At 64.8% G+C, this 24128-nt stretch carries 21 protein-coding genes; 6 read left to right on the top strand and 15 right to left on the bottom strand.

The genetic code is table 11. The features are described 5' to 3' along the window. The 8 genes from RHO23_RS08390 to RHO23_RS08355 all read right to left on the bottom strand — a co-directional run bounded on the left by RHO23_RS08390 (position 1) and on the right by RHO23_RS08355 (position 9992). Positions 1–480 carry a DUF4190 domain-containing protein gene (locus RHO23_RS08390; RefSeq protein ID WP_064408901.1) on the bottom strand — a complete coding sequence of 160 codons (480 nt, stop codon included), beginning with the start codon at positions 478–480 and terminating at the stop codon, positions 1–3. After that, positions 477–2129 (bottom strand): thiol reductant ABC exporter subunit CydC, encoded by a 1653-nt coding sequence (cydC, locus tag RHO23_RS08385; RefSeq protein ID WP_423488936.1) that lies wholly within the window; start codon positions 2127–2129, stop codon positions 477–479. The genes RHO23_RS08390 and cydC overlap by 4 nt, the downstream gene beginning before the upstream one ends. Then, positions 2113–3777: a thiol reductant ABC exporter subunit CydD gene (gene cydD, locus RHO23_RS08380; protein ID WP_064408899.1), complete on the bottom strand. Its 1665-nt coding sequence runs from the start codon at positions 3775–3777 to the stop codon at positions 2113–2115. The genes cydC and cydD overlap by 17 nt, the downstream gene beginning before the upstream one ends. After that, on the bottom strand, positions 3774–4802 hold the full coding sequence (gene cydB / locus RHO23_RS08375; protein WP_064408898.1) for a cytochrome d ubiquinol oxidase subunit II: 1029 nt from the start codon (positions 4800–4802) through the stop codon (positions 3774–3776). Before cydB ends, cydD begins: the two co-directional genes overlap by 4 nt. A 30-nt stretch (positions 4803–4832) precedes the next feature. Then, positions 4833–6287 carry a cytochrome ubiquinol oxidase subunit I gene (locus RHO23_RS08370; protein ID WP_030097736.1) on the bottom strand — a complete coding sequence of 485 codons (1455 nt, stop codon included), beginning with the start codon at positions 6285–6287 and terminating at the stop codon, positions 4833–4835. 129 nt (positions 6288–6416) lie between these two features. Next, positions 6417–7754 carry a glutamate-1-semialdehyde 2,1-aminomutase gene (locus RHO23_RS08365; protein WP_423488935.1) on the bottom strand — a complete coding sequence of 446 codons (1338 nt, stop codon included), beginning with the start codon at positions 7752–7754 and terminating at the stop codon, positions 6417–6419. Continuing rightward, on the bottom strand, positions 7751–9094 hold the full coding sequence (locus tag RHO23_RS08360) for an O-antigen ligase family protein (protein ID WP_423488934.1): 1344 nt from the start codon (positions 9092–9094) through the stop codon (positions 7751–7753). The genes RHO23_RS08365 and RHO23_RS08360 overlap by 4 nt, the downstream gene beginning before the upstream one ends. Continuing rightward, positions 9066–9992 (bottom strand): hypothetical protein, encoded by a 927-nt coding sequence (locus RHO23_RS08355; protein WP_423488933.1) that lies wholly within the window; start codon positions 9990–9992, stop codon positions 9066–9068. The genes RHO23_RS08360 and RHO23_RS08355 overlap by 29 nt, the downstream gene beginning before the upstream one ends. A gap of 130 nt (positions 9993–10122) precedes the next feature. Here RHO23_RS08355 and RHO23_RS08350 point away from each other — a divergent pair, with 130 nt between their 5' ends. After that, on the top strand, positions 10123–10929 hold the full coding sequence (locus tag RHO23_RS08350; protein ID WP_423488932.1) for a WecB/TagA/CpsF family glycosyltransferase: 807 nt from the start codon (positions 10123–10125) through the stop codon (positions 10927–10929). A 3-nt stretch (positions 10930–10932) separates the two neighbouring features. Here the strand turns inward: RHO23_RS08350 and RHO23_RS08345 are convergent, their stop codons facing one another. Next, positions 10933–12009, bottom strand: a complete 1077-nt coding sequence (locus RHO23_RS08345; RefSeq protein WP_057969096.1) for a glycosyltransferase family 4 protein — start codon at positions 12007–12009, stop codon at positions 10933–10935. A gap of 32 nt (positions 12010–12041) precedes the next feature. Here RHO23_RS08345 and RHO23_RS08340 point away from each other — a divergent pair, with 32 nt between their 5' ends. The 3 genes from RHO23_RS08340 to RHO23_RS08330 are packed head-to-tail and all read left to right on the top strand — an operon-like array spanning position 12042 to position 16546. Continuing rightward, entirely contained in the window at positions 12042–13517 is a 1476-nt protein-coding gene (locus tag RHO23_RS08340; RefSeq protein WP_423488931.1) for a flippase, read from the top strand. A gap of 5 nt (positions 13518–13522) precedes the next feature. Beyond that, on the top strand, positions 13523–15505 hold the full coding sequence (locus RHO23_RS08335; RefSeq protein WP_423488930.1) for a glycosyltransferase: 1983 nt from the start codon (positions 13523–13525) through the stop codon (positions 15503–15505). 12 nt (positions 15506–15517) lie between these two features. Beyond that, entirely contained in the window at positions 15518–16546 is a 1029-nt protein-coding gene (locus tag RHO23_RS08330; protein ID WP_081346427.1) for a glycosyltransferase family 4 protein, read from the top strand. Here the strand turns inward: RHO23_RS08330 and RHO23_RS08325 are convergent. After that, on the bottom strand, positions 16511–17605 hold the full coding sequence (locus tag RHO23_RS08325; protein ID WP_070917616.1) for a glycosyltransferase family 4 protein: 1095 nt from the start codon (positions 17603–17605) through the stop codon (positions 16511–16513). The genes RHO23_RS08330 and RHO23_RS08325 overlap by 36 nt on opposite strands. Before the next feature lie 42 nt (positions 17606–17647). Between RHO23_RS08325 and RHO23_RS08320 the strand changes: the two genes are divergently transcribed. After that, on the top strand, positions 17648–18682 hold the full coding sequence (locus tag RHO23_RS08320) for a glycoside hydrolase family 6 protein (protein ID WP_423488929.1): 1035 nt from the start codon (positions 17648–17650) through the stop codon (positions 18680–18682). Here RHO23_RS08320 and RHO23_RS08315 read toward each other — a convergent pair. After that, the gene (locus RHO23_RS08315; RefSeq protein ID WP_423488928.1) at positions 18679–19764 is read right to left on the bottom strand and encodes a class I SAM-dependent methyltransferase; all 1086 of its coding nucleotides are present in this window, start codon (positions 19762–19764) and stop codon (positions 18679–18681) included. The two genes, RHO23_RS08320 and RHO23_RS08315, sit on opposite strands and share 4 nt — an antisense overlap. 33 nt (positions 19765–19797) lie before the next feature. Between RHO23_RS08315 and RHO23_RS08310 the strand changes: the two genes are divergently transcribed. After that, entirely contained in the window at positions 19798–20355 is a 558-nt protein-coding gene (locus RHO23_RS08310; protein WP_423488927.1) for a dTDP-4-dehydrorhamnose 3,5-epimerase family protein, read from the top strand. A gap of 5 nt (positions 20356–20360) precedes the next feature. Here RHO23_RS08310 and RHO23_RS08305 read toward each other — a convergent pair whose 3' ends face one another. The 4 genes from RHO23_RS08305 to RHO23_RS08290 are packed head-to-tail and all read right to left on the bottom strand — an operon-like array spanning position 20361 to position 24080. Next, positions 20361–21386 (bottom strand): NAD-dependent epimerase/dehydratase family protein, encoded by a 1026-nt coding sequence (locus RHO23_RS08305; protein WP_423488926.1) that lies wholly within the window; start codon positions 21384–21386, stop codon positions 20361–20363. Further along, positions 21383–22036, bottom strand: coding sequence for a PIG-L deacetylase family protein (locus RHO23_RS08300; RefSeq protein ID WP_423489199.1), 654 nt, complete (start codon positions 22034–22036; stop codon positions 21383–21385). Before RHO23_RS08300 ends, RHO23_RS08305 begins: the two co-directional genes overlap by 4 nt. Continuing rightward, complete coding sequence (locus tag RHO23_RS08295) at positions 22033–22821, bottom strand: glucose-1-phosphate cytidylyltransferase (protein ID WP_030097751.1); 789 nt, start codon at positions 22819–22821, stop codon at positions 22033–22035. The genes RHO23_RS08300 and RHO23_RS08295 overlap by 4 nt, the downstream gene beginning before the upstream one ends. Beyond that, positions 22818–24080, bottom strand: a complete 1263-nt coding sequence (locus RHO23_RS08290) for a methyltransferase domain-containing protein (protein WP_423488925.1) — start codon at positions 24078–24080, stop codon at positions 22818–22820. Before RHO23_RS08290 ends, RHO23_RS08295 begins: the two co-directional genes overlap by 4 nt. Positions 24081–24128: the final 48 nt, after the last annotated feature.

Below are 24128 nucleotides of genomic sequence, written 5' to 3'. Positions count from 1 at the left end.
TCAGGGCGCGGGAGTACCGGCCTTCTGATTCATCCGCTTCTCGAAGTCGTTCTGGCATTGGGTTGCCTTGACTTGGTCACCCTGGGCATTGGAGACGCACGTGAGGAAGTCGGTCAGACCGGCTGACTTCATGAAAACCAGCGTGAACACCAGGATCGCCGTGGACAACAGCACGGCAAGGGTTCCGAGCACGATGCCGGAGATCGCCACACCGCGATTGTTGGCTTCCCCGCGCGTGACCCTTCGCACGCCGATGATCCCGAGGATCACCGCAACAAGGCCGCCGATAAACCCGCCAAAGACTGTGCAGGAGAACAGAATGGCGATGATGCCCACCACCAGCGCGCCCACCCCGAGACCATTCTTTGGGGCGGGCGGGGGCACCGGCGCACCGTACTGATACGGGTAGGGAGGCGGGTACCCGCCGGGCGGCTGATACGGGTAGTACGGCGGGGGTGGTGGCGGCGGCGTTTCCGTCATACCTGCACTGTATCGCCGAGCCGGATACGTGGGCAGGACACCGAATCGGGCAGATGGTGGGTTGCGACTATGACGGTTCGGCCAGCCAGCAGTGGACCCGCGGGGTCCAGTAGCTCTCGTAGGAACGTCTCGGCGGCCTGCCCATCGAGATGTTCGGTGGGTTCGTCCAGCAGCACCACCGGCACTTCGGAGAGCAGTGCCCGGGCGAGAAGCAGCCGGCGGCGTTGCCCGCCCGATACCGAGGCCGCACCTGCTGTCAGCACCGTGTCCAGCGCGTGTGGCAATGCCTCGATCCAGGAGTCCAGGCCGACGTCGGACAGCACGTCGAACAGCTCTCCGTCGGTCGCATCACCGCGCGCGACGAGCAGGTTGTCGCGCACCGTGGTGGCGAAGATGTGCGCGTCCTCGCCGAAAAACCTGATGAGCGAGGGCAGTTCGGTGGCGGGTAGGTCCGTGGTATCGGTGCCGCCGATCCGGATGGCGCCGGACGCCGGCGGCGTGAGGCCGGCAAGCGTTGTGAACAGGGATGTCTTGCCGATGCCGCTGGACCCGGTGATCGCCATCCGCGCGCCTGCAGCCAGCCGAAAGGACAACGGACCCGATGCGGAAGGGCCGGTCCGCCACGTTAGGTCAACGCATTCAAGCGGGACGCCTGCCCTGCCGTTGGCAGGCATCACATCGACCGGTGCAGACGTGTCGTCCCCTGCCATCACGAGTTCTTGCAGGTTCCGCGCCGATGCGCGGGAGCGGGCTATGCCGATGGCTGCGGCGGGTAACGCGGCGGAGGCCTCGAATGCGGCCAGCGGCAGCAGCACCAGGACGGCAAGCGTCGTGGGTTCGACGTGTCCGGCCAGCTGGAGCGCTGCGGCGAACGCCCCGACGACTGCGGCGCCCACGGCGAGAGTCGGAACCGCCGCTGACCACGCGGCGGGAACGGCGGCGGTGTCTTGAGCTGCGGCCCAGTCTCTGCGGCGTTGGCGCGCCAGTTCAAGCTGACGGGGGAGAAGTCCTCGAACTCGCAGTTCCGGTGCATGATCCAGGATCTCAACCGTCGTCTCGGTCTGCAGGGCGCGGGCCTGGGCGCCGCGTGTCTCTCGTGTACTGGCGGCGCGCGACGCCAACGCGGGTGCCGCCACGTCGGCGACCAACAAGGCACACGCCAAAATGGCGGCGGCAGGTATCGATATGAACGCAACTGTCGCGGTCGCTGCCACTCCGAGCACCCCGGCCACCGCGACGGGTATGACGCTGCGGACCACCGTCTCGGCGAGCTCGTCGATATCGGTGCCGATCCGGTCGAGCACCACGCCCTTGCGGACCTCGCCGGCCGCGCCGCCGACCAGTCGCGCGTACACGTGTGCCCGGACGGTGGCGGCGCCGCGCAGCGCGATATCGTGACCGGCCAGCCGTTCGCAGTATCGCCAGATGCCTCGCGAAATGCCCAGTGCGCGTACCGCAACCACGGCCACGGACAGATCGAGTACCGGAGGCATCTGCCATGCCCTGGTGATCAACCATGCCGATAGACCCGCCAGCGCCAGTGCGCTCCCCAGCGCCAAGACACCGCATGTGACGGCCACGGCCAGTCGCACCGGCCGCACCCGCAAGGCGATCAGCCAGTGCCGCAGCGGATCAGAGGTGTGCGACATGTCTTGCCTGCACGGTGAACACATCGTCGGCGGCGGCCAGCACAGGCGCCCGATGGCCGACCAGCACCACCGTCGCCCCCCTGCGGGCACGAGAAACCAATGCGGCAAGCACACAAGCCTCGGTATCGGCGTCGAGGTGCGCTGTGGGCTCATCGAGCAGCAGGATCGACCGATTGGTGCCGAGCACACGGGCCAGACACAGCCGTTGGCGTTCTCCCAGTGAAAGCCCGCGGCCGCCCGCACCGAGGCGGGTATCCAATCCGTCGCGCAGCGTCTCCAGTGTGCTGTCAAACCTGCTGTCGATCAGTGCGGATTCGAGATCGTCCAGCGGCCCGAACATTTCGAGGTTCTCGCGCACGGTGCCGGGTACCAGCACCGGGCGCTGCGGCAGCCATCCGAGCATCGACCACCAGTTGTCGCGCTGGATCCGCTCCAGTGGTACCCCGTCCACAAGAACCCGGCCCTGAGCGGGCGTGGTCAGCCCAGTAATGGTGTGCAATACCGTCGACTTTCCGGCGCCATTGTGCCCGGTAAGAACCGTCACGGCGTGGGGGCGGATTGTTGCGGTCAATTCCCATGGTGCGTAACCACTTCGGTCCGTCACGCTGATGGCGTCGAGTTCGATGACCGGATTCCTGCGTGGAGTCTGCGTTCCGCCGGCCGCCGCCGGGGGCCCGAGGGCGTCGAGGAGTTCGAAGGCCTTGTCCGCGGCAGCTGTGCCATCGGCAGCGCTGTGGAACTGGATTCCGACGCGTCGTAACGGCCAGTACACCTCAGGTGCCAGGATCAGGACCGTCAGCGCGGTGGTCAGGTCGAGGTGCCCGAAAACCAAACGCATGCCGATCCCTACCGCGATGAGCGCGACGCTGAGGGTCGCGATCATTTCGAGCACCATCGCGGACAGAAACGCCACCCGCAACGTAGCCATTACCGAACGGCGCTGAGAAGTACCGAGTTCGGTGATTCGGCGCAGTGGAGTCGCGGTGCGCCCGAGCGCACGCAGCGTCGGGATACCCGCTATCAGATCGAGAATCTGACCGGTGGCCGCGGTCGATGCCTGCAGTGCGGCCTCCGCTCGATCGCGGGTGAGCAGGCCGATGAGAACCATGAATATGGGAATCAGCGGCAGAGTGATCGCGACGATGACGGCGGATCGGATATCGGACAGTGCGATGACCAATGCGGCGGCAGGTGTCACGATTGCCGCGCTGAGGACCGCGGGGAGATATCCGGCGAAGTAGGGGCGCAGGTCTTCCAGTCCCCGGGTCAATACCGTCGTGGCCGAATCCCGGAACTGCTCGAGGTCACGTGGCTGCGCCTCGGCGATGGCCGACAGCAGCTGGTCGTCGAGGTCGGCGATCACCCCGGTTGCGCCGCGTTCGCTGAACCGGGTCTGTACACCCTGAGCCGCCGCCCGAAGCGTCCAGAGCACCACGAGGATGGTCATCGGCTGCCCCATATGGGCCATATCGCGGCTCGCCGGATCGGTGATCAGTAGCGCGAGGGCACGTGCCAGGACCACCGCGATCGTCAGGGTGCAGGCCGTCATCACCAGCTCGCAGAGCACCGTCAGGATCAGGTAGCGGCGGGCAGGAGCGCTGCGGCGCCACAGTCGGGGATCGACCGGGGCACTGCGCGAGCTCGTCATCGCACGGGTAGCCCGACCGGGTCGGGAATCTGGTCGGCCGAGATGCGCTGCCGGAACACCCAATATGTCCAGCCTTGGTAGATCAGCACCACGGGAGCGGTGACCGCGGCGGCCCAGCTCATCACCCTGAGCGTATAGGGGCTTGACGATGCGTTTGTCACGGTCAGGTTGTAGGCCGGATCAAGGCTGGAGACAATCAGATTCGGATAAAGAGAGCCGAAAAGCAACGCGACGACCGCGACCACTGTCAGGCAGGTGCAGGCAAAAGCCCATCCGTCACGGGAGACTCGCGAAAAGGTTGCCGCGCCGACCAGCGATAACGCGGCAATCACGAGTGCGATCCACGTCCAGCTCTTGCCGTAGGCAAGCTGAGTCCACAGTCCGTATCCACCCGCGGCGACGATCACGGGAACCGCCAGCTTGCGTGCCGTGGAGACGGCGTCCTCTCGCACCGCGCCGGCGGTCTTGAGCGATATGAACAGTGCACCGTGAAAGGCGAAGAGCCCCACGAAAACTACGCCGCCTAGCAGCACATATGGTCTGAGCACGTCGCCTACGGTGAGGGTGAGCTGCTTAGCACTGTCGACCGGAAGCCCGGCGAGCATCGCCGAGAATGCCACACCCCACAGCAGCGCCGGAATCCAGGATCCGATCGCTATCCCGAGATCGCAGCGGGCACGCCAGCGGGGGTCATCGATCTTTCCCCGCCATTCGATGGCGACGATCCGGACGATCATGGCTACCAAGATGAGCAGCAGCGGAAGGTACAGCCCGGAGAACACCGTTGCATACCAGTGCGGAAAGGCTGCGAACATCGCGCCCCCCGCGGTGATGAGCCAGACCTCGTTGCCGTCCCATACGGGCCCGATGGTGTTCAACACGGCCCGTCGCCGGCGGTCGTCACCACGGCCGAGGGGATGCATGAGCATCCCGACGCCGAAGTCGAACCCTTCGAGTACGAGGAAGCCGAGGAACAACACCGCCACGACGATGAACCAGAACTGTTGCAATGCTGTGGGATTCATATCCGAAACCTCCTTACGCGGCTGGTTGGGCTAGTAGGCGAAGGACAGCGGTTTGACACTGTCGTCATCGGTCACGGGCGAAGCTGGTTCGGTGTCGTGCTCGAGGGGTCCCTCGATGGTGTACCGGCGGATCAGCCAGAACCACACCACACCCAGTGCGCCGTACAGGAGGGTGAACGTAATGAGGGATAGCCATACCGTGGCCGCGGAATGGTGGGAGACCGCCAGATCTACGGTGAGCCGGATCTGCTCCACCCCAGTCGGATTGGGCGCCACCACCCACGGTTGCCGGCCCATCTCGGTGAACACCCACCCGGCGCTGTTGGCAAGGAACGGGGTAGGGATGGCCAGGATCGAGAGCCAGGCGAACCAACGCTGACTGGGGATGCGCCCACCACGGGTGACCCATAATCCCGCCAGCGCCAGCAGGGCCGATCCGGCAGCCAGCCCGATCATCGCACGGAAGGACCAGTAGGTGACAAAGAGATTGGGCCGGTAGTTGCGCGGTCCGAACTTCTGCTCGTATTCCTTCTGAAGGTCTTCCACACCCTTGAGAGTGACATCGGTGAACTTGCCCTCGGCCAGGAACGGCAGCACATACGGCACCGAGATGGCGTGTGCCACGCTGGCGCAGTTGTTGTGCGTACCGACCGTCAACACCGAGAACTTCGGGTCCTTCTCGGTGTAACAGAGGGATTCTGCCGACGCCATTTTCATGGGCTGCTGCTGGAACATCAGCTTGCCCTGGACGTCCCCGGTAGCCGCCAGCGCACCACCGGACAGGATCATCACGGCGCACGCACCGATGGCGGCGGGCCGGTACATCGTGCGTGCATCGTCGAGCGTGCCGACCTTATGGGAGCGGACCATCCACCAACCACAGATTCCCGCGACGAAGGTGCTTGCGGTGAGCAGGGATCCGGCGACGGTGTGGGGGAACGCGGCCAGCGCGGTGTTGTTGGTCAGGAGTTCGGTAATGCTGATCAGTTCGGCACGGCCGGTCTCCGGGTTGTAGACGGCACCGACCGGATGCTGCATGAACGAGTTGGCGGCAATGATGAAGAACGCCGAGGCGTTGACGCCGATCGCCACCATCCAGATACACGCCAGGTGCACCAGCTTTGGCAGCCGTGTCCATCCAAATATCCATAAACCCAGGAAGGTTGACTCCAAGAAGAAGGCCACCAGCCCTTCGAGGGCAAGGGGAGCGCCGAATACGTCTCCGACGAAGCGTGAGTATTCGCTCCAGTTCATTCCGAACTGGAATTCCTGCACGATGCCGGTGGCCACACCCAGGGCGAAGTTGATGAGAAACAGCTTGCCGAAGAACCGGGTCAGCCGGTACCAGGAGTTGTTGCCGGTGACCACCCATGCGGTTTGCATGATGGCCAGAAGCGGAGCGAGCCCAATGGTCAACGGCACCAGAACGAAGTGGTACACGGTGGTGATGCCGAACTGCCATCGGGATACGTCCAGGGCGTTCATCGCCACCTCCTACGACGCAGCGTAGTAGTAGTTGCTATCCAAGATCAACGCGATACGGGCCACATTTACTAATACGCCAACGAGGCGAACGCGGGGCGATAAACGCATGAACCCACAAGATGGGTGCGGCTAGGGGATCCGTCGGGGTTCGGCGAGTGCGCGTAATGCCGGAGCCACAGCCGGACCCGCCAGGAATCCATCGGTACCGCCCGCATCGAGGGCGCGCCGATAGATCTCGGCGGCACCGCGCACCGCCTCGAGCGTCAATTCGATGTCGACGGACGTGTGTGCGGCGGAGATCACAAAGGATTGCCCCAGCACGCCGCGACGCAGAAGTTCTTGCAACAGCAGCGCCCGATACGCCTGTGAGGGCTGCCGGTCTGGGTCGAGGCTCGTGAAGGTGAGGCACGACGACCGTCCCACGGTCTGAATATGTTCGTCCACACCAAGTTCTGCGGTGATCTCGGCCACGCCTGACGCAAGGCTGCGGCCCGCGGCCTCCATCGCGTGAACGGGGGCGTCATCACGATAGGACTGCACCACGGCACGAAACGCGGCCAGCCCCACAGCTTCTGGCCCATTGGTGGTGGACAGGAGGAACGTCCGGGGGGCATCGGTCCGCAGGCCGCCGCGTTCCATGTACTCCCGCTTTCCGGCGAGTGCGGCAATCGCAAATCCATTGCCCATGGCCTTGCCCCAACATGACAGGTCGGGGGTTACCCCGTAGACCGCCTGGGCGCCCTGGCGCGACCACCGGAATCCGGTGATGATCTCGTCGAAGACCAGCAGTGCACCGTGGTCGGTGCACAGTGACCGCACCGATTCCAGGAATCCGGGTGCGGGCTCGGCTGCCGCGCTGGCCGCTTCCATGATGACGCAAGCGATTTCCCCCGGGAAACGGTTGAAAAGCGTTACCAAAGAATCGACATCGTTGTAGCTGAATCTGGCGATGTCGTCTGTCGCCGACCTGGGGATGCCCGCGTTCATCTCGGTGGTGCCAATGAACCAATCGTCGGTCGAGAAGAACGGCTGTCGGCATGCCGCCACCTTGGTGCGCCCGGTGATGGCGCGGGCCAGGCGGATGGCGGCGGTGGTCACATCCGACCCGTTCTTCGCGAACTTGACCATCTCGGCGGTCGGCACGGTACGCAGAAAGTCTTCGGCGGCTTCGGCTTCCAGCACCGTGGGCCGGCTGAAACTCACACCCCGCGCCAGAGTTTCGCGGACCGCCTCGACCACGGGACCGTACGCATGGCCGAGCGTTATCGCGCGCAGTCCCATGCCGTATTCGACATAGGAGTTGCCATCTACATCCCATACCCGTGCAGCCGCCCCATGGGTGAGCACCGGTGCCATGCCCAGCGGGTACTGGTCGGCTCCGCGTGCGTAGGTATGCGCGCCTCCCGGCACCGCGTCGTGGAGCCGGGCCTGCCATGCGTTCGACTGATCGAATCCCCGGTGTGTCATGTCTGGACTTTCTGATTGCGTTTTACCAGCGCCCACGCCGCACCCGCGAGCACGATCAGCAGCCATCGGACCATCGAAATTTGTTGGAAAGCAGATACATCCAACACCGAGGCGACGACGGTGAGCGCGACGAGCGCGCCGAGCACACCGTTGATCAACTCCGTGGTGGGCACATCGTCGCAGCGGTTGCGCGCCCTGGCCGCGTACATGATGGCCGTGATCATCAGGACGATCAGGGTCAGCAAGCCCAAGATCCCGCCTTCGATGAGGCGGCTCAGGTATTCGTTGTCGAGGACCGGCTGCTCGGGCCCAAGGGGATAGGTGAACGCTCCCTGTCCCAACCAGAAATGCTCTGTCCAATGGGCCATCACGTAATCGATTCCGCGGGCGCGTGATTGCAGCGACGGATCGTCGGCGCTACCCATGAAGGTACTGATGATCGCGTCGAAGACACCCAGGCCGCTCACCGCGGCAACTGCCGCCGCACCGAGGGCAGCCGCGACCAATCCCGCGAGCCGCCGCACCGGCCAGCGCCACGACATCACCAGAATGGCTGCCGCCAATCCGATGAAGGCAGATCGCGAAACCGTCACCACCGAGCCCGCGATCACCACGATGGTCAGCAGTGCCCAGGGCCAGGCCTTACGGCCGGCGGCCTGGGCGCTGTAGACCAGTGCAACCCCGATGGGGGCGATGGTGGTCAGCACCGCACTCAGCTCGAGGGCATGGGCGGCGGCACCCTGTGCACGGACGACACCTTCACGGACAATCCCGTGTGCGACACCGGTATCCCCGAACTTCATAATGCCGGGGATGCGGATCATGGCCGCGACATCGACACCGGTGCCGAACTGCACCAGGGCGAAGGCCGCGGTGATGGCAGCGCCGATGACGAGCGCCTTCAACAACATCTCGATAGTGCGCGCGGAATTGTCGGGGTAGGCGGCGAAGAGAAAGACGAAACCGATGAGCGCGGTCACCGTTACCGCGAACGCCGCGATGCCCTGCCCAGCCTGAATCAACGCCACGTGCGGAAGAACGTGTGTGGTGACGACGTTGAAGGACACCACCGTTGCCAGTAGTGAGGCCAGGATCGCGATCGCGAGCCCGCGAGCACCAAGGGCAAGGCGGTGCCCTGATAACACCCAATAGACACCCAGGGCGCCAACGAGAATCAACGCGACCTGGGCGGGGCTCAGTCCCTTGAGCGCGTAGACCGCGTACACCTGCCGGGTGCTCAGGAGCACGATCAATGCCAGCGCCACGAACGTGACGGTGGCCGGCCCGCGGCCGGACACCACTGTGGCCGGGTTATCGGTCTGAGGAAGGCTTGTCGTCACGCCAGCTACGGAAATCGGTGAGTCGGGGTGGAGTCCAGTTCAGGACCGCTTGGGCAAGTGCCTCGTCGTCAATCTCGACGTTGTCCAGATCATCATCGATGATCGTTGCCTGCGAAGGGTTTGCCACACTCTGGCCGCTACCGTTCGTTTCAGCCCGGGCCGGTTCCGCGACGGGTTCGGCAGCGGCGGGACGTGTGTGCGCGTTCTTGCCGCCCTTCGTCTTCGCCCGGTCCTTGATCTTGGTTCTGCCATCAGTGGACTTTTCTTTGCGACGACGGGCGGCCAGCGCGTCGTACACCAGCAGCCCGATGATGCCTGCCAGCAGCGCCGCGACCGCCATGGAGCCCGCCGATTTCATGGCGCTGGAGGACGTCACGACCGGTGCGGTGGGTTCCTGCAGCACGGTGAGGCTGGCCCAGTTCTCGGGGGAGACGGAGGCACCCACCTGGAGTTTCACCAGGTTGTCGCGGGCAACGTCCAGCAACGCCGAAGCGCCTGCCTGACAGTCGGAAGTAGCGCTGCACAGCACCAGAATCGACACTTGCGGTGAGGGCTGTTGATTGCTCGGGCCCAGGTCGATGGTGTTCGAGACCTTGTAGTCCACACCCGGTGCCGCGGCAGCGATCACGGCCTGTGCGGGCTGGCTGGACATCGACGTGGCAAGGATGCCGGCGAGCTGGGCCTTCTCCGGCGAGAGGTTCAACATGGGGTTGGCACCGAGAGTGTCGCCGGTCGACGAATACGTGGGCGGCGGTATCACCACGGCCGACGCGGTAGATGCCCGGACGGTGACGCCAGTGGTGTATCCGTAGGCGCCCGCACCGCACATCAGCAGGATCACCAGAAGTAGCGCAATTCGCCGGTTCAAGATCCGCTTGACCAGGTCGTTGACGTTCACGGGCGCTCCGACTCTCGCTATCGTCCGGACTATCCGCAGCAGGCGCGCCGTCCCATAACCAGCGTTATTGGTCACGAGCATAACCCACACTTGCCCGCTGTCCGGAATGGACGGCGCTAGGCTGTCCGCCGTGTCGACAGATCAGCTGGGCTCGCCGATAAGGGTGACGATCTCCGAGGTCACGGTGGATCTTTGCTCGGTGCGCGCTGTGCTCGACGCGGTGACACAACGTGCCTCAGCGTGTGGCGCGCGGCCGCTTGTTATCGGCTCGGTGAACCTGGACCATTTCCATCATTTCGGTTCTGGTCGCGCGAACCCCGATTGCGCGGCATTGGGTCCCGCGCTGGATTGGTTGATGCTTGCCGACGGGGCGCCGATCGTGGCGCGCGCCCGCCTCAAGACTCGGCAGAATTGGCCACGGATTACCGGAGCAGACCTATTGCCGATGGTTCTGGAACAGGCGGCAGGCACAGGTCACCGCGTCGGATTCCTCGGCGGGCTACCGCAGGTGCACGACAGGTTGCGCGCTGTACTGCACGAGCGTTACCCGGGTCTTGCCGTATCCGGTCTCTGGGCACCCGATCGCGCAGATCTCATCGATCCGGATCGCAGCGATGCGCTGGCGGGGGACATCGCTGCCGCGGACACCGATGTGCTGGTCGTGGGGCTTGGAAAGCCCTTGCAGGAATTGTGGATTGCACGCCACGGTCTGACTGCGGGTGCGCGCGTACTGCTGGCCTTCGGGGCATCGGCGGACTTCCTTGCCGGCGCCGCGACGCGCGCCCCGGAATGGATGCAGCGCTGCGGACTCGAATGGTCCTACCGGTTGAGTCGGGAACCCCGCCGCATGGCCCGCCGGTATCTGATACAGGGACCGGCCGCGGTGGTGCGGTTACGAAAGGCCGCCGTCGGGCCCGCGCTGCCTTGGCACGCGTAGTGGCTAAACCCCATGGATAATGCTCGCGAAATGCTCAGCCATCCGTTCGGAGCTGAACTCCGCCCGTGCACGCCGCGCCCCAGCCTCTCCCAGGGCGCGGGCGCGGTCAGGATCGCGCGCCAAATCTGCGATCGCACGGGCGAAGGCATCGGGGTCCCCGGGTGGCACCAATACACCGTCGACGTCGTGGCGGACGTAATGCGCTATTCCCGGGTTGTCCGTCATCACCACCGGGCGCCCACTGGCCATGGCCTCGAGAGCGACGGTCAGACCAGAACCGGTGATCACGTTGGGCCGCACCGCGATCGCCACGAGTGTGGATCGCCGGTACAGATCGCGCATCCGTCCGTACAGCCGCTCGGTGTGCAGCGTGACAACCTCGGATGGCGCGGTGATCGGCAGGGCCGTGGCCAGCTCGAGCCCAAGGCCGGGACACTGTTCGCGGGCGATCAAAACCGCCTCGACAAGAAGTGCGTGATCGCGGTGGACATCTTCACCCGCGCTGACCACCAGGGGAGCGCCCGCGCTCTCCCACGGTTGCACTCGATAGAAATCGGTATCGATGCCCACCGGCGCGAAATGCAGCCGGGCATCATCGACACCCCAGGCCCGCGACAGCAGTTCGACCTGCGGGGGAGACTGCGAGAACACCGCAGCACTGCGGGCCAGCGCATGGCGCGCGAGTCCCCGATGAATCGGCGAAGAGTCCGCGGGCTCGGTGAGCCATCCGACTCCGGTCACCACCGGTGGGCTCATCCGCATCGCGGCGGCAGAGGCCGCGGGCACTCCGGTGCGTTCGTCGTAGCAGAAGACGACGTCGCTTTCGCGACGCGCAGCCCGGTCTGCGACGACTTCCAGGATCTCAAGATCTCCTGTTCGATAACGGATCTGACCGGCCACACGCTCGAAGCGGCGCCCGAAAGAGAACTCACTGAAGGTCGGCGTCACACCATAGTTGGACAGCCGGTGCAGTCCATAGGGTGCCTGATCCGGCACCTCATCGGCGCGGTTCCGGGCCTCCCATCGCGAAGCCGAAACGCCGTGTGGCAAAGCCACATACGCGTGCAGTCGTCGTTGCATTGTTCCCATCCCGTATCGCCGCAAGGTAGCACATGACATCCGAACATGCCGATGGATCCCCGGTCGCCGAGCCGGCCTCGGGGCGCCGGATTGCCAGTGCCGTCGCATGGCAACTCGGTGGCCGGGTGCTGGGGACCATCGCTTCCATCGCCGGGATCGCACTCACAACCCGCGCTCTGGGGCCCGAGTCCTACGGGCATCTCAATGCCGCGATCTTCTTCATCGGTTTATGGACCAGCCTGACAGAGCTGGGTATCGGCGTCGTGATCGTTCGACGGGTCTCGGCTGGCGCCGGCAGTCTGCAACGCTTGGTCGGTATCAATCTTGCTTTCTCGCTCAGCTATTGCCTTCCGCTTGCCGCAGTGGCGGCGCTCTCGGGCTGGCTCATCTACGCGGATCACCCCGAGGTGCAGTCGATGCTGCTCATCATCAGTGCGAGTCTGACCCTGACGACACTGTCGAGCTGCCTGAACCCGATCTTCATGTCTTCGGTCCGGTTTTCGGCGGTGGCGCTGGCGGACACACTGTCCCGGGTAGCGATGCTGGCGGTCACGATTTTCCTGGTCACCGTTGACGCAGAACATGGTTGGTATGCGCTACCGCAGGTGGTCGCCCCGGCCACACTATTGCTGATTCAAGGCATCGCGGCTCATCGGATCACGCCGTTGCGAATCATTCTGTCGGCGAGTGAGACGTGGAGCCTGGTGCGCGAGAGCCTGCCGCAGACGATGGTGCTCATCATCGGGGTGCTCTATTGGCGAATCGACGGTGTGATACTGAGTCTGTTGAGCACGCCTGCGGAGGTCGGCAGGTATGGGCTGGCGTACCAGACAGCGTTCACCTTGTCTTTGGTAGGAAACTTCTTCCTGGGCGCGACCCTGTCCACGATGACGGGGCTATTCGCCGCCTCGCGCGAGCGTTTCGCCGCCTTCATCGAGCGATCCATGGGACTGATGTTCGCCATCGCGGTTCCGGTCGCGGTCGTCGGGTTTTTCGTGGGACGAGATCTGGTCGCACTTCTGGGGTCCGAGCAGTTCGTGGACAAATCAAACCTGGTGATGCCGTTGCTTCTGGTCGCGGTGGGACTGACCTTTCTCACCGGCACCGTCAGCCAGGCGCTGTTCGCGGCACATCATCAGACATTTCTGCTGCGCCTCAATGTGTTCAATCTTGCCGCCAACATCGTTCTCAATGTCGCGCTGATTCCGCACCTGGGTTCATTGGGCGCGGCGATCGCGCTGGTAACCAGCGAGGTGGTGGGCTTGGTTGCCGCCAGCGTCAGGTTGACGACCTGCACGGGCTATCACACACCGTGGATGTTTCTGTTGCGGTTGGGACTACCGACCGTGGCCGCGGTGGGTGCGCTACTCACTGCCGCACAGTGGATCCCCGAGTTGGTCGCCGCCGTCATCGCCGCCGGTGTCTATGTCGGCGTGAACCTGTGGGCGGGGCCCGTGCACCTGCGTGATGTTCGGGAAATCCTCCGTAAGGAGGCCACTGATGGGTGATCCACATGACTAGGACGAGGCACCGCGAACTCGATCGGGCCTACCTGCCGCCGCCTCGGGTGAGCGAAGTGCATGGGGGTACCGCAGTGTGCATCGTGGCGTATGGCAGGCCAGATCTTCTCGCGGCCTGTCTGACGTCATGCCGCGAACATCTTGGCGATCTGCCGGTGTACGTATGGGACAACTCGGCGCCGGGCTACCCGGGCATGCAGGCCGTGCGGGCCAGCCATCCCGCCGTGCAGTGGCACGGTACGGGTGAAAATCTTGGATTCGCGGCGGCCGTCAATCGGTTGGCAGATCTCGCGCCGGGAGCGCATCTGCTGTTGCTGAATCCCGATGCCACCGTGCAGGGGGCGCTCACGCTGACCCGCGCCCAGATCGCGAACGAAACCAAGGTGGCGGCGGCAGCGCCGCCGATAGAGGCTGCCACCCCGCACCCCGGTGAGCTCTCGTGGGATAACGCGCATCGCACTCCCAATCTGCTGCGTGCGTTGGTGTCACGCGTGGGCTACGCACCGGCCTTGCGCGGCCGGGTTGTCTCCGAGCTCTACCAGAAACGCCCCACCGATGTGGACGGATACCTCACCGGGGCTTGCCTGTTGGTCAACCGGCAGGCCTGGAATGAGGTCGGCGGCTTCGACGAGGAGTTCTTCCTCTACGGCGAGGAGGCGGATTGGCAGCTGCGCGCCCGGTCCGCGGGCTGGCGCCTGGTTCTCGTCGATGAACCCGGTGTCATGCACAGCGCCAAGGGGACCGTCGCAGGAGATGAGCAGCGCAGCATCCGCTCCGATGATCTGCTGCGTGCGAACATCGCTTTGACACTGGAGCATTCGAGGGGAGTGCGCACCGCCGATCTTTACCTGGCGGGGACTTCCGCGTTGGACCGGGTACAGCCGGGGGCCCGCCGGGCACGCGCGGCGCGGATCGGGGCTGGCTCGGGACGCCCACAGATAATCCTCACCACGAATCGGTTGGTGTACGGGGGAGCCGAACGACAGCATGTATTGCTGGCCACCGAACTGGACAGACGTGGATACTCCGTCACCATCGCATGCATGCAGCGATTCGGCCCGTTGGTGGCCGAGGTCCCGCCGACGGTGCGCGTGGTACGCCAACCCTGGTGGTGCCCCGCCTTTGAAACCGCCGATGGTCCCACGATCCTGGTGTCGGGGGATACCAACACCGAGACCGGGTGTGCGACGCTGTGGCGCGCATCCGGACGGCACCGCAGATGGCTGGTGGCGGCGCATATCCCGCCCGAACTGAATACGGGCACCTATTCGGCCCCGCTCGCGAGGGCGATGAGCCGGGCCGACGGGTTCATCGCGCTGTCGCAGAGGCACTGGGACGAGGTGTCGGCACACCAGCGGGTGGGTACCCGTTTCTTCACCGCCCCCAACGGGGTCGTCAGCCGTCGCGAACTTCCCGAGCAAGCACCCGAGCGCAGGGAACCGGACGGCCCGTTACGTCTTGTGATGCTGTCTCGCATAGTCGAACACAAGAACCCGCATCTGCTGGTGGAGGCGCTGAGCGGTTTGACCGAATACGACTGGCAACTCTCCATATTCGGAGACGGACCCGATCGTCAACGACTACAGGCTCTCACTCCTGAGGCGGTGCGCGATCGTGTGCACTGGCGGGGCTGGTCGCCAGGACCCGAGCATGCGCTGGCCGATTGCGACGTGCTCTGCGTGCCCAGCCGAAGCGAGGCCTTTCCCCTGGTCATTCTCGAAGCAATGGCGCGGGCCGTGCCGGTCATCGGTTCCGCGGTGTGCTCGGTCCCCGACATGCTCGACGACGGTAGCGGTGTGGTGGTCGACCCTATCGATGTGCCGGCGTGGCGGACCGCCCTCGAGAATGCCCTTACCTCGCCCGGCCACCTGACAGCGTTGGGGCGTAAGGGATTTGACCGTATGCGTGATCTGTACACCATTGAGACAATGGCGGACTCGTACGAGGAGGCCTTCACCGCGGTGTTCAAGGGTTGATGCCGGATGAGAATCCTGTGGTTGTCTCCGTGGATGCGTCCCTTGGCGCGTGTGCATGCCGAGGCGCTGCGAGCCCGGGGCGCCGCGGTGCTGTTGGTGACCTCCGATCAGCATCCGGAATCCGGTCCGGTACGGGACTACGAGCTGGTCCTGGAGCCATCCCTCAAGGAACCGGCCGGCTGGGTGTCATGGGCACGCACGGTGCCGCAAGTCCGGGCTTTTCAGCCAGACGTGGTGATCGATGAGCTGGTCCGCGACCCGCGCTGGCAGGTGTTCGGCGCGGGCCTGCCGCGCGTGCGACTCATCCACGACGATCGGCCGCACGACGCCTCCGAAGAGGTGCCGCGGTGGAGAAGCGCCGCATTCCGCTGGTGGGACAAGAACACGGCTCACCGGGTGGCGTTCAGTGATTACGTCGCACGGCAGATAAGCGCGCGTGAGTCATCGCCGGTCGGGGTGGTTCCGCTCACGAGTGATCTTGACCCACAACGGGTCCCGCCCTTCGTTCCCGCGGGCGGGCGCCGGGATTTCGTACTGGTCGGGCGACTCAACGGCTACAAGAACGTCGGCCTCATCCTCGATGCGTGGCAGGCGCATGTCGATGGTCCGGCATGGCAAGGCGATAACCTGGTGCTGATCGGTGACGGCGATATCCGCAGGGCGTTACCCGGCTCGGTGCGGTGGATTCGCGGACCGTACAGCTACGATTCTGTGCTGCAACCTCTTTCAGAGGCCAAGGCATCAGTCGTGCACTACCGTCAAGCATCGCAGAGCGGTGTGCAGACATTGTCGATGCAACTCGGGGTGAACGTCATCGTCTCCACCGAGGGAGCATTACCGGAATTCCAGCCGCCCGGCGAGGTGGCACTGCACCGCGACGACACATCCGGACTCACCGCCGCGTTCGACCATCATGCCGATCCTGCCGTCGCCGCTCGACTCGGCTGGGAGGCTCAAGCGCACTACACGCAAAACTTCACCGCGGATCACGCCGCCGCCAAGTTGTTAGCGATCTGCGAGCGACTTCCACGTCCGCACTAGCTGTGCCTCCCAGCCCGCGATATCGAGACCGTGTACCGTCTCGCGTGCGGCGGCCGCCAGCCGGCGCCGCTCCGTCTGGTCGGTACTCAGCCGGGTGAGGGCCGCCGCCAACGCGTCGACATCGCCGGGCGCCACCAGTACCCCGTTCTCTCCGTTGCGCACCACCTCGGCGATCGATCCGACCGGTGAGGTGATCACCGCGACGGCCGCGGCCATGGCCTCCAGAAGCGCCATGGGCAGTCCCTCTGCATAGCTGGGCAGTAGGAAAATATCTGCACCACTGAGCAATTCGGCCCCAGCGGCCGCGTCCAGCCAGCCGTGCACGGTGATCACGTCCGCGACATCGGCCGCCACCACCGCAGCACGTACCTGCTCCACTTCGCCGTCGCCGGCAAGGTGAATACGCAGTGAGGCGCGAACCTCGGGCGCCAGTTCGGATGCGGACCGGATGATGTCGTAGGTGCCCTTGCGCTGCCCGAGCCTGCCCAGACTCACTGCCGTCACCGTGCTGCCGCGCGAGGACGCAGGCTCGTCGGGGATGCGCACCGGATTCTGCAGCACAGACACTCCTGCGGGATCGAGCTGCAGGCAGGACGCGTACTCGTCGGCGAGTTCGCGTCCCAGAATGATCCACCGGTCAGCGGGTAGTGCCCACCGCACTCCGCGTTGCACCGCGTTGTGCTGACTCCGGTACCAGCCGCAGAAGTCGAAGCTATGCGCATGGATGAGTGCCGGCACTCCACGGATGCGCGCGGCCCACAGCGGCATTGCCTTGCGGGCCACGCTTCCGCCATGGCCCAGGTGGACGTGCAGGACGTCAACGCGCCCGGTGAGGACCAACCACGATGACGCCATCATGCCGCGCACACCGACCCACAACCAGCGCCACCGCGCCGCATCGACATAGGTGGGCACCACTCGCACGGTCACGGCGGGGTCAGTCAACGCCGCCATATGCGACATGACGGTTGCCATGCCTCCGCGGCTCTCAGGACTCGCGGGGGCGGGCCCGATGGCCAGGACGCGCACCGGCGCCGGCCCGGGGGCGGAGTTGGACACGGGCCAAGTGTAGAGGTCAACAGCTCGGTATCGTTCCCCGCTGTGACCCGTACGCCCGCGGCCAGACACCACCGTTCATCGGTGATGTGCGCCGCCGCGCTCGCGGTGCTGGCACTGGTAGCTGCGATGGTTCTGGCACGCGACTCCAGCAAGTTCGAGCACCCACACGCCTCGGACACGACGGCTCGCCGGCTCGATACCGGCCCGTTGGTGCCGAACTCGCTCGATGTGCAGTGGTGGGTGCGCGATCACCCCGATGATCCGCGCGCCGAGGCAATCCGGGATCGGATCGCGCGGTACCCGATCGCGATGTGGGCCATCGGCAATGACGCGGACGACAGCCGCAACATCGGCGATATCGTCGAGCGTGCGCGAGAGGCCGGCGGCACCGCGCAATTGGCGCTGTACAACATTCCGGATCGCGATGACGGCTTCTCCGGGCCTCACCGCGCCGTCACGCCACAGATCTATCGAGCCTGGATTGACCGAGTGTCCGCACTGGTGGGGGACACCCGGCTGGTGCTGATAGTGGAGCCGGACGCGCTGTGGTTCGCCGATCGACAGTCCCTGGAGGGCACTGATTTTGACGATCGGATCCGTTCGTTGCGTTACGCGGTGCAGACCTTCTCGGCTCATAACGTCAACACCCGCGTCTACGTGGACGCGGGAACCTCATCCGGTTCGGTGACACCCGAGCGGATGGCGGCACTGCTGGCGAAGGTGGGCGTCTCCGACCGCGTCGGGTACGCCGTCAATGTGTCGTCCTTCGCGCCGACCGCCGAGATCACCGCCTATGCGCAACGCATCAGGGCGGCGTTGCAGCAGTGGTTCGGTGTCCGCGATCCACGCTATGTCGTCGACACATCGCAGAATGGCAACCCGGACTGGAACTTCGATTGGTGCAATCCTGCCGGCCGCATGCTCGGTGCATCGCCAGTGGTGCTGGGACAACCCGGCGGTCTGGACATGAACCTCTGGATCCTCGCGCCGGGTAGCTCCAACGGCCCCTGCGGCATCGCCTCCGACGCACCCGGCGGACAGTTCAGCCCGGCGCTGGCGTCAGTATTGCTGCGCTAGCACAGTCCGGTCATCCAGCGGCCTTCCAGCTCCGGAAAGCGCAGGCGGACTTCCGCATACAAATCTGGCAGGGTGAGTAGCACCCGGTCGGGATCGGCACTCACCAGATCCTCGGGTGACACGATCGGGATATCCGTTCCGGGCATGCGTCGTCCCTGCTTGGCAGGAGATGCATCGCCGACCGCCACCACCGACTCCGTGGTCAGTCCGGCACGGTGAAACAGCGCCACTGCCCGTGACGGTGCTCCGTACGCGTACACCCGCTCTCCGCATGTACGTCTTTCATCAAGCCACTGCGTGAGGCGCCGCACCTGCTGGTCCACCTCATGCTGCAGCTCGACGAAGCGACGGGGATCGACAGCTCCGCGGGCTTCTTCCCGCGCAATGATCTGCTCTGCGGCGGGCGGCATGGGATGCTCTCCGTGGCGCGCGGCCACCAGCAGGGTGCCGCCGTATAGGTCGAACTCCCATACCGCCACCACGGACATGCCCGCATCGGCAAGCATTCGGCGTAGCGCGGTGAGTGAGTAGTAGGCGAAATGTCCATGTCTTAGCGAATTCCACTGACCCAGTTCCAGGATCGTGGCTATCGAGTGGAACTGCAGAAGCAGCACACCCTCGGCAGCGGTCCGGCGGACGCGGGTATGGATAGCGTCGGCCTGGTCTCTGTCGTGCATCATCCCGAAGCTGTCCAGCACCAGGTCCGCGGGGCCGTCAGGCGCGAACTCAAAACCCCTGGAAAAGACGAGATCCAGCCAGCTCCCACCATGAGGGCTGGTGAACTCGTAGACGGTGCGCCCGCTCAGGAGCCCGGCGGCGTCGACTCGGGCAACCGCGTGGGCTGCCTGATCGCGCAGGGCTTGCGGCTCCACGGCACGCGGCTCCTCGGTGTCCGTGTCATCGACATCGAGCTGCGCGAGGCCACAGTCGGTGCACAACACCATCGCTAAGGGATGTAGGGCGTCGGACTCGGGTGCGCTGGAAGCGGCGGGGAAGTGATCGGCGGCGGGTACGGCGCCCAGGTCCAGCACCCGGCGCAGTCCCCGGCCTCCGCAATACCGGCACGTGATCACCGTTGGCACCACAACGTTTCCTCAGTACGGCAGGATGGCGGAGTGCGCATCCACACCACCGAGATCGACGGCGTACTGCTGATGGAACCCACGCCGCACCTGGACGACCGTGGGTTCTTCACCCGAACATTCGACGCCGCCACCTTCGACGAGTACCAGCTCGCCGCGGGTGCCGCGGTGCGGGCCGCCGATTTTCTGCAGGACTCCCAATCACGTTCGCGCCAAGGGGTATTGCGCGGTCTGCATGGACGCTCGGGTCGTGGCGAAAGCAAGCTGATCCGCTGTGCCCGCGGCGCCGTGTTTGACGTGCTGGTCGACGCACGTCCCCAATCACCGACATTCGGACGTTGGGAGAGCTTCACTCTCGACGATTCCACCTTCGCGCACCTATTCGTCCCGGCCGGCATATTGCATGGCCATCAAGCGCTGACAGAGTGGGCCGACCTCTGCTATCGCATCGACCGGCCGCACGATCCCGCCGAGGATGTCTCGGTCGCCCATGACGATCCCCAGCTCGGCATCGACTGGCCGCTCCCGGTTACCGTCATCAGCGCCAAGGATGCCGCGGCGAGCAGTTGGGCCGCGTTGACCGGGCGCTGACCGGGTCACCGCGCGACCGGGCGCAGCGTGTCGTCTACGGCTCCGGACTCGCGCAGATTCTTCAAATGCGCCAGGCGGGTGAAGGATTTGCGAAACAGTGATTCGGTGAGATTGCCGGACACGCACTGCTCGTAGAGCTCCTTGGCGCCGGCCGCGATCGACCATTGCGCCCGGTATCCGGGCAATGCGGCACGGATCGCAGAGAAGTCGACGCGGTACGAACGAGGATCCGCGCCCGTCTCTCCGGTGATGGCCAACGTGGAGTTGGGCACGGCGGCGACGGCCGCCTCCGCGATCTGTGCAACCGTCTGGTTGTTCTCCTCGGTACCGACATTGAAGGCCGCACAGTGGATTACGTCCTGGGGGGCCGTCAGGCATTCCAGGAATGCCGAGCCGATATCGCGGGCGTGTACCAGGGGCCGCCATGGCGTTCCGTCCGAGAGCACCCGGACCTCGCCGGTGAGAACCGCGTTGCCGACGAGGTTGTTCAGCACGATATCGGCGCGGAGGCGGGGCGAGTACCCGAATGCTGTGGCGTTACGCAAGAACACCGGCGAGAAGGAGGAGTCGGCGATGGCGGCGACATCGTCCTCGACGCGGACCTTACTCTCCGCGTACGGGGTCAAGGGTTTCAGCGGGGCGCTTTCGTTGACCAGGTCCTCACCGGCCGAGCCGTATACCGAACATGTCGACGCGTACAGGTAACGGCTAACCCCAGCGTCTTTGGCCAGCTGCGCCAGGCGCACGGAGGCGTGGTGGTTGATGTCGTAGGTCAGATCCGGTGCCAGCGCGCCGAGCGGATCGTTCGAGAGTGCCGCCAGGTGGATCACCGCATCAAAGCCTGCCAGCTGGTCCACCGTTACGTCGCGAAGATCCACCGCGAGCGACGGCGGTTCGACGAGTTCGGGACCCAGTACGCAATCGGCGAAAAGCCCCGAATCCAAACCAACTACATCGTGACCGGCCTCGGCGACCATCTGCGACATCACGGTGCCGAGATAGCCCTGATGACCGGTGATGAGAACCTTCACTGCGTTGCTCCTAGAGAGATCGTTGCCTTTTCCAGTACGAACGCTTCGGCGTACCGGTGCCGGCACTGCACGCCGCGCACGCGCGCCAACGAGAGAAATGTCTCGTGGTCGAACCAGTCATGGGGGCGTTGCGACGGATAATGCGCGTAGATCAGATCTGCCTTGCTACGGGCGATCTCATCGCTGAGCGGCTGAAACACTGTGGGCGTCGGGGTATCGGTTTCCCATTTGATGATCTCGTAACCGAGGATCAGATGGTCACGAAACTCGGTGGGCACCAGGGTTGCCAGCAGGCGGTGGTCCTGGTGAGCGTCGCGGCGCTGCGGAGCGAAAACCACCGTGGCCGTCGACTCACGGCGAAAAGCCGAGAGCGCGTCCTTGATTTGATTCCAATGCGCGGGGGCTCGTCCGTCCGGAAAGTCCAGCACATCGACGGTTAGTTCGGCCCCGGGGCACAAGGCTGTCAGCGCCGCGCGCTCCTCGGATTCTCGTTCGGTGCCACCGCCCGTCAGCACGAGTGCGCGGACCCGCAACCCGGGGCGGCGAGTCGCCATGGTGAGCAGGGTGCCACCCATGCCGATCGCGATATCGTCGCAATGTGCTGCCAACAAGGCGATTTCGTCGACGGTGCCGGTGTTGAGTTCGATCACGTGGTGGCGGGCTCCTGCTCCCAGACCATCCATGGGCGCACGCCCTTGCGGTAACCCTCGTCAAGCTCGGCGCGTTCCTTGAAGGTGTCGGCCGGCTTCCAGAATCCGTTGAACTTGTAGCCGAACATCCTGCCCTCTTTGGCCAGCGACCCGCAGGCGTCCTCGACGAGGTCGCCGCCCGCGGGCAGATAGTCGAAGACATCCTGGGAGAGCACGAAATAGCCGCCGTTCTCCCACATGTCGAGCTTGGAGACGGCGGTGATATCGGTGATCGATCCACCGTCATTCACGTCCACGGTGTGGAACGACGATTGCGGCGGAACCAGGAGCATGGACGCGGCGGCTCCGGAATCGTGGAACTTGGCCACCAGATCGTCCAGGGGAGCGTTGGTGAGAACGTCCGCGTAATTGGCCAGGAAGTAGCGATCGTCGCCGAGGTGGTGACGTACTCGCCGCAGCCGCTCTCCGATGGGCGATTCGGCGCCGGTGTCGGCGAACGTGATGGTCCAATCGGCGATATCGGACTTCAACAGCCGCACCTGGCCCTCGGCCAAGACGAAATCGTTGGATTGCGCTTCGTTGTAGCCAAGGAAGAAGTCCTTGATGGCCTCAGCGCCGTAGCCTAGACACAGGATGAATTCCTTATGTCCATGGTACGCATAGTATTTCATCACGTGCCAGATGAGGGGGCGCGGTCCGACCATCTGGAGCGGTTTGGGGATCACATCTCCGGCGCCGTTGCGCATGCGCATGCCGAAGCCTCCGCAGAAAAGCACGACCTTCATACCGATGCTCCTTCGGGCTCAACATGGGGTTCGACGACGTGTAGCTGCGGCAGGGGATAGACGAGCCTTCCACCCCATTCGCCGATGTGCCGCAACTGCTGGGTGATCTCGGCTTCCAGGTTCCATGGGAGCACCAGCACCACGTCGGGTTTGTCTTCATCGATTCGCTCGGGGGAGTGCACCGGGATGCGGGTACCGGGACTGAACATGCCTTGCTTATAGGGGTTTCGGTCAACGGTGTAACCCAGAAGGTCGGTGCGGATGCCGCAGTAGTTCAACAGCGTGTTGCCCTTACCGGGCGCGCCGTAGCCGACGACGGTCTTGCCCTCTGCCTTGCAGGTAAGCAGGAACTGCAAGAGCTCCAGGCGGATTCGTTCGGTTGTCGCCCGGAATCGCTCATATCCGGCCAATTCGTGCAGACCTGCCCGCCGTTCCAGCTCCAAGACCTCGGCCACCGATGGCGCGATCTCGGGCTGGCATTCGCGAGGGCGCGCCCACACCCGTATCGAACCACCGTGTGTGTCAAGCAGTTCGACGTCGACCACTTCCAGATCGCCTACAGCGAGCGCTCTTTGAGCCGCTAATACGGTGTAGTACTGGAAGTGTTCGTGGTAGATGGTGTCGAACTGGCCGAGCTCGATGAGGTTGAGCGCGTGATGTACCTCGATGCTCACCCAGCCGTCATCGGCAACGAGCCCCCGCAGGGCTCGCGTGAATCCCCGCAAGTCAGGGATGTGCGCGTACACGTTGTTGGCCGCGACCAGGCGGGCCGGACCGTGCTCCGAACGGACGCGGGCCGCGGTGCCCTCGTCGAGGAAGGCTGTCAGGGTTGGAACGCCCTTGTCGCGCGCCGCCTGTCCGACGTTCACCGAGGGCTCGATGCCCAGGCAGCGGATTCCCTCGGCAACGGCGTGCTGCAGGAGGTAGCCGTCGTTGCTGGCCACCTCGATCATGAAGTCATCCGGGGCGTCGGGAGAAAGTCCCAGGCGCGCAATCGAGTTGGTGACGTATGCGCGGGCGTGATCGACCCAGCTGTCGGAGTACGACGAAAAGTACGCGTACTCGGTGAAGTTGTCCTCGGGGCTAATCAACGCAGGGATTTGCAGCAACATGCAGTCGCGGCAAAGCCGCAGGTGCAGGGGATAAGTGGGCTCCGGCAGATCCAGCTCATCGGCGTGCAGAAACTTCTGGCAGGGTGGGGTGGCACCCAGATCGACGACGCTGAGCAGCTCCGTCGAGTCGCAGAGGCGACAGCGCACCGGTTTCTCCTATGCCAGCTATGTGGAGTACGGATGTCTCCAGACCCG

Source organism: Mycobacteroides sp. PCS013 (genome assembly GCF_049532645.1).
Taxonomy (GTDB): Bacteria; Actinomycetota; Actinomycetes; order Mycobacteriales; family Mycobacteriaceae; genus Mycobacterium; species Mycobacterium gwanakae.
The sequence above is the reverse complement of the archived record's forward strand: the minus strand, read 5'-3'. Positions and strand labels throughout refer to the sequence as shown.